Annotated in this window: 5 protein-coding genes and 1 pseudogene; 3 read left to right on the forward strand and 3 right to left on the reverse strand. The window is 51.9% G+C overall.

Annotated features, from left to right (window positions below):
* Window positions 1–292, forward strand: a pseudogene (locus tag FEM54_RS23645) (hypothetical protein); the annotation flags it as partial.
* 272 nt (window positions 293–564) lie between these two features.
* Window positions 565–912 carry a hypothetical protein gene (locus tag FEM54_RS23650; RefSeq protein WP_138453351.1) on the forward strand — a complete coding sequence of 116 codons (348 nt, stop codon included), beginning with the start codon at window positions 565–567 and terminating at the stop codon, window positions 910–912.
* 235 nt (window positions 913–1,147) lie between these two features.
* Here the strand turns inward: FEM54_RS23650 and FEM54_RS23655 are convergent, their stop codons facing one another.
* The 3 genes from FEM54_RS23655 to FEM54_RS23665 all read right to left on the reverse strand — a co-directional run bounded on the left by FEM54_RS23655 (window position 1,148) and on the right by FEM54_RS23665 (window position 4,024).
* Complete coding sequence (locus tag FEM54_RS23655) at window positions 1,148–1,348, reverse strand: hypothetical protein (RefSeq protein ID WP_138453352.1); 201 nt, start codon at window positions 1,346–1,348, stop codon at window positions 1,148–1,150.
* A gap of 63 nt (window positions 1,349–1,411) precedes the next feature.
* Window positions 1,412–2,521 carry an HNH endonuclease gene (locus FEM54_RS23660; RefSeq protein ID WP_138453353.1) on the reverse strand — a complete coding sequence of 370 codons (1,110 nt, stop codon included), beginning with the start codon at window positions 2,519–2,521 and terminating at the stop codon, window positions 1,412–1,414.
* An 852-nt stretch (window positions 2,522–3,373) separates the two neighbouring features.
* Window positions 3,374–4,024 carry a hypothetical protein gene (locus tag FEM54_RS23665; protein WP_138453354.1) on the reverse strand — a complete coding sequence of 217 codons (651 nt, stop codon included), beginning with the start codon at window positions 4,022–4,024 and terminating at the stop codon, window positions 3,374–3,376.
* 794 nt (window positions 4,025–4,818) lie between these two features.
* Between FEM54_RS23665 and FEM54_RS23670 the strand changes: the two genes are divergently transcribed.
* Window positions 4,819–5,248, forward strand: a 430-nt coding sequence (locus FEM54_RS23670) for a hypothetical protein (RefSeq protein WP_205894424.1), incomplete at its 3' end; no start/stop codon positions are given.

The raw sequence follows: 5,248 nt of genomic DNA on the forward strand, positions 1-5,248 counted from the left end.
GATGTATGCCGCGCCTGCGCCTGCGCCCATGGCGCGGATGGCAGCAGCGCCGAAAGTTGAGCATGCGCTGGTTCAGGCTGAAGCCCTCGGTGCGTTTGCCGATCAGCCGGCAGAAAAACTCAGTAAGCGCGCGCCGCTGGCGTTGCCTTCGTTGGAGGAAGGGCTGCAGGAGATTGTGAACCTGCGCATGGCGGGGCAAGCCAAAGCGGCGGATGAAAAGCTGTTGACGCTGCATGAGCGCTTCCCCGAGGAAGACTTGCCGGCGCGGTTGGAGGCCTTGCAGAAGCGATAAATGCCTTCAAAGAAAGCCCGCCACCGACTACTCGGTGGTGGGCTTTTTAATGGAATCTTGAAAGCAACTTGGCCAAAAATGTGGGAGCGGGCTTGCTCGCGAAGGCGGTGTATCAGTCATACATGTATTGGCTGACACCCCGTCTTTGCGAGCAAGCCCGCTCCTACATTTTGAGCATCGTTTGCCTGGAAAGGCGCTGGGGGAAATGGGCAGAGATTTATTTACACCGCAGGTCAATTATTTGGAGGTTGTGGATACTTGAAACGCGAGGCATGCAAAAAATTGCCTACAAAAAAGCCCCAGGTCTTTCGACTTGGGGCTTTTTTGTGTGTATTGGCCCGGCGCCGTTTGAACCTGGAGGTAATGTTCCCGTTTATAAATGGTTTGACCTTCTGCTATTTTCCAAGGGATACACTAGGGGATACACGGTGCTGGCTGCTGGGGCGTTTTTGGCTCGTTTCACGCTGGCTGCAAAAGCTATCGAGGTTCGTTGCTCCATCCCCGACGAACGGTACGCCGTCTTGATAAACCCGCCGCCGGTGCAAAGGTGTGGTCATCACCACCACTCCTTTGATGGATCAGTCCAAGAGTGGCCCGATTATCTCGCTCCTCACTTGTGAGGAGCCATCGCCACACTTTTGCGGCGATGTTGCTGGCGCCGTGCGGCAGTTCCACCACACAGAGGAGTTCTTGCCATTCCCCCGCACCAGCCCCCCCCGGATCAGGGTAGTGGTCATTCATGGGGTGCTTCGCGAAAGGGTGTTGTCCGGGACTCTCCGTAAATAGCCTGGGCTCCCATTCCGGTATGGCAGGTACTTGAAAAACTACCGAGGCCCCGGCGGTTCCCTTTTCCGCCTACAAGCGCATTTCCCTTATTACGCGCCTTGGCTCAGTTCCCCGCAAAAGGGCGCGCCGGGCGTCCTTCGTGAGCTGGTCGAGCGCCTGTTCCTCGAATGCCGCCGCCATTGCGCTGGCCTTCCTGACGATCAGCCGCGCCAGTTCCGGCGGAAACACCACCTTGTCGGCTGGTAGATAATCACAATCAATAACGGACACTTTCGTTCCTCCGGCTGTTGGTTATCCGGGATTTCAATCGGACCATCGTGTTTTTTTGCTCTATTAATTTTCATATCTTAATAGATAAGGAGTGAGCTTTTCCGCTATCAATCGGCAAAGCTTTTTGTACTGATCGTCAGTTAAAGCTTCACCTTTATTTGCACCGCAGTTTTGAAACGCAAATTCAACAGCTTTAGATAAAGCACGATCTCTCTCTCTGGCTTCTGACATCGCTAATGCAACAGGTATCACTGCCTCAAGGCACTGTTGCATTTTGATTGGGTCGTATCTCTCATAATTGTATGTTGCGTAGACATCCTCCAGGCTCAACGGTATACGAACATTCAATGAAAGCTCTGTCCCTGTGATGGGATCAATCGCATAACTCTTGGAGATGGCGCGCCCAGTATATTTTTCTGATAGGCACACGACCATTCGCTGTATACCAAAGTACTCCACATAACCCAGAAGAAGCCCAGATTCGGGGTCTCCTTGAATGGCTACGCAGTGCAAGGGGGTATTAATAGGGCGGTTCTCGACTAATTCCTGCTCATTGTAGTAGCCGAAGCACGGGTTGCCATCGTGCCGAAGGTACTCGATAGCCTGCTCGCATGAGTTAGATGCGATGCCGGCGCTGTACGCCAAGCCCAGCGCGGATTTAACGAGCGATTTACCAGATTTTGGGCCACCAAAGTCAAGGTTAAATTCCAGCATTCCGGATAAGTACTCATCTGTAGGCAGCAACTCGGAAGCCAATTTTTCTATATCTATGGTCGGATGTTTTCTTTTTACACCCTGCAGAATTGACTTGGCTTCTTTGATGTCTCGGGCAAGTATTCTAATGCTCGTTTTGCCATCACTTGTCGATTCTTCAAAGCTTACTTTAGATGGCGACATTCCCCCTTTGCTGTGAAGTGTCAGAGATCTACCTTCAGTGGTTTTGAATGTTTGCGAAGGAGGATTTCCTCGTTCTCTTTGAATGAAAAATATTAGGCACAGTGGATTCAACTGCTTGCTGAGCTCCGTGTCCCATTCATCACCTGTAGTGCTGTTACAGTTTCGGCATAGAAAGCCTTTTATTTTTCTTCTGCCACCTATGCTATTGGGGATGACGTGCTCTTTCGAGTCATTCTCAGTGGTTATATTGATCTCGCATAAGCTGCAAAAATCCATCTATGACTCTCCGTTCTCGGTGACCTTGTTAGCGAGTGTAGCCTCCAGTGCGCTCCAGCTCCGTGACTGTTTCGGACGAGCAAGTATTCCCTAGACGAGCTTCAATCCTCAGTTTGCTGGGCGTCACGTTGCAGGCGCTGGAATCCACGCAAAAAGGGCGACTTGGCTCTGGTTGTCGGCGAAAATCCGGCTAGGGCCTGTCTAGTCTTGCCTGGCGCGCTAAGCATTTGTACGGCCAGGTATTTCACCACCCCATCCCGCCAACAGAGCCTTAATATTGATCGAGCAATTACCTTGACGGGTACCTCTAGAATTCTTGACGAGGCTGGCGCTGGCGCAATCTGCGCGAATGCCCGCAAAGCTTTGTCCTGCGTTGCTTTCAGCGATCCAACTGTTGGTGGCATCAGATAAATCCGTCAAGACCTGTCAAGAATTTCGTCAAGGCTGGTCAAGGATTCTGGAGGCGTTTACCTAGCGCGATCCTGGGCCACTGGTCACGCAAATGACCGTCGCGGCTCTCCCCGATTCTGGACTAGGTAGCTATCCGGTCTCCTACCGGATCTGCCGCCGGCCGGCGCAGGCGTTGGCTCCTGGGCGGACTTGGATGATCCGCGGCCTCCACATCTGTCCAGAGCCTGTCCAGAATCCGTCAGGGGCCTGTCAGGGGGATAAGATGGAAAGCCCTTAACTTTGACGGCCTCCGCACGGTGTAAGCGTAAGACGGCGCAACCAGCGCGGGTTTCGTCTCATGCCTGTCTCACATTCCGTCAAAGTGCCGCAGGCCTCCATGGTACAAACCACATGACCATGCTGTGGCACCTATGGTCACTCAGAGTTATTTGGAAGATCCTATTACTCTACTGTTGATTCTCGATTTTGCGGCGGAAGGAACGTTTCAGGATGGGCGCTCAGATACTGTTCAAAACGTTTTGCATTCTTGTATTCGTTGTATCCGGTGGCGAATAAAGCGCTACCGCAGGTAAACGTAAAGACGAGACAAAGCCCAATGAAAAATCCATAAGGCGGCCCCGCTTTCAACATGACAGCGATGCCCAGGATAGCTCCAACAGCCATGAATATCATAGCTGCGAGCATTCCGACCCAAGCGCCAATTACGTCTGAGCGCCGGATTCTGACAAAAGGTGTGGGGTTCTCTGGAGTAATGACCAAGTATTTGGCGACTTGGCGGATCTGCCTCCTATCCCAAAGCCCCAACTGGGCGAGCTTCAGCAACGCAGCTGCCTTCACGGAGCTGGCACGAATACCCGAAGCGATGTGAAACCCTTCAAGCTGGATTGCATCATCGAGATACGTAGTAAATGGGCTCTCCGCTACACGATCACTACGTAGTTCTTTCAAACGCTTGTATCGCTTATGTACGAAGTGGCTATCGTAAAATTCCAGGGCCTTGACCAAGGCAGTGATCAAAATCACGACGACTCCTGCAAGTGCTGTAATGATTGCAGAACTGCTATTGGAAAAGCTTTGAATTTGCTCAAGCATAGTTGCCACTTTTTAGATAACGGAAACGGTCATATTGCCTTCATCCCCGCTACCATTCTACTTCGATCAGGAAGCTATCTGTATTGGCTATAGAGCAGTGGCGTTCTATGAAAAAGCAGGCATTTGGCGACCATGATTTTTGAAGGCAGGGGGCTGCCTAGGTCTGCTCTTTGGAGAGGCGAGCCTCAGTGCGAACTCCCTGCTGGTCTCGAGAGAGCGTAGCGCCGGCGCCGCGAATGCCCGGAATCACCTTTAAGTGGTTTGCGTCTGCCGGCGGCAAAGTGTCCTGGCGATGTGATACGGCTCTTCCCCGCATCTAATGCGTGAGCCCCGCCCGCAGGGGGGGCGCCGCGGGTTCTCAGGCGGCCACGCTCGCCGAATCCGTCTCATGCCTGTCTCACATTCGCCAGCGATTCGGTAAAGGCCAGGTAAAAGTAGGCGGGCCGAAAGCGCCGTATCCGTCTGGGGTCTGTCAGGGGTATCAGCGGCCACGGTGCGCTTGTTTGACGGGCTGGCCGCGTAATAAGCCTCAGACGCCCACCCGTCGAGGGTTTGGTCTGATGACTGTCTCGCATTCCGTCAAAGTGTGGTCAAAGTTGATTTGCTCCGGTGTATGAGTAGCCCTCTACTTGAAGGGCTTGACTCGCATCTAGCCTCGGTAATGCTTGGCTATCTATCTTCAAACTGTCATTTTGCTGGCATTCTCTATTTGGAAGAGGGTTTTCGCAGTGCACCAGATCCATGTCGTGTATCAAAGTAACGAGCCAAGAGACCAGATTCCACGGATCGTTCAAGTGGAACCTTTATGCGTACCTCGCCCCCCATCTGTTCCAGGCTTAATTAATGGGCAGCTGGCATCGATATGGATATCTACGAGACTTCAACGTCTCGATTTTCAATGGCTTGAATTACTTAAATTATTTGTCGATGGAGATATTCAGAATTACCACTTCCAGCTGGAAGCAACATTAGTCTCGATGAAGAGGGTTGTGGATGACCTTGTGATGGCGTCCTATTGCATCCTCAAAGGGGAAGAGGTGGAGCTGTCGAGAAAAATCGAGGTTGATGGATGGGGGCAATTATTTAGGAACGGTAAGCCAACAGTTATAGGTCAAGAGACTATTGACGAGTTCATTGGGGAGTATGACTCTTTCCCTGGTGTTTTGAATGAACTTGTTAACGCGCTAAAGCATAGCTACCTTATGGCTGAGGCAAGAAATCAAT

This window comes from Pseudomonas edaphica, from assembly GCF_005863185.1.
Lineage (GTDB): Bacteria > Pseudomonadota > Gammaproteobacteria > Pseudomonadales > Pseudomonadaceae > Aquipseudomonas > Aquipseudomonas edaphica.

Coding starts and splice junctions, on each gene's coding strand:
- FEM54_RS23650 (WP_138453351.1), top strand. CDS start 565: ATGCAAAAAATTGCCTACAAAAAAGCCCCAGGTCTTTCGACTTGGGGC.
- FEM54_RS23660 (WP_138453353.1), bottom strand. CDS start 2,521: ATGGATTTTTGCAGCTTATGCGAGATCAATATAACCACTGAGAATGAC.
- FEM54_RS23665 (WP_138453354.1), bottom strand. CDS start 4,024: ATGCTTGAGCAAATTCAAAGCTTTTCCAATAGCAGTTCTGCAATCATT.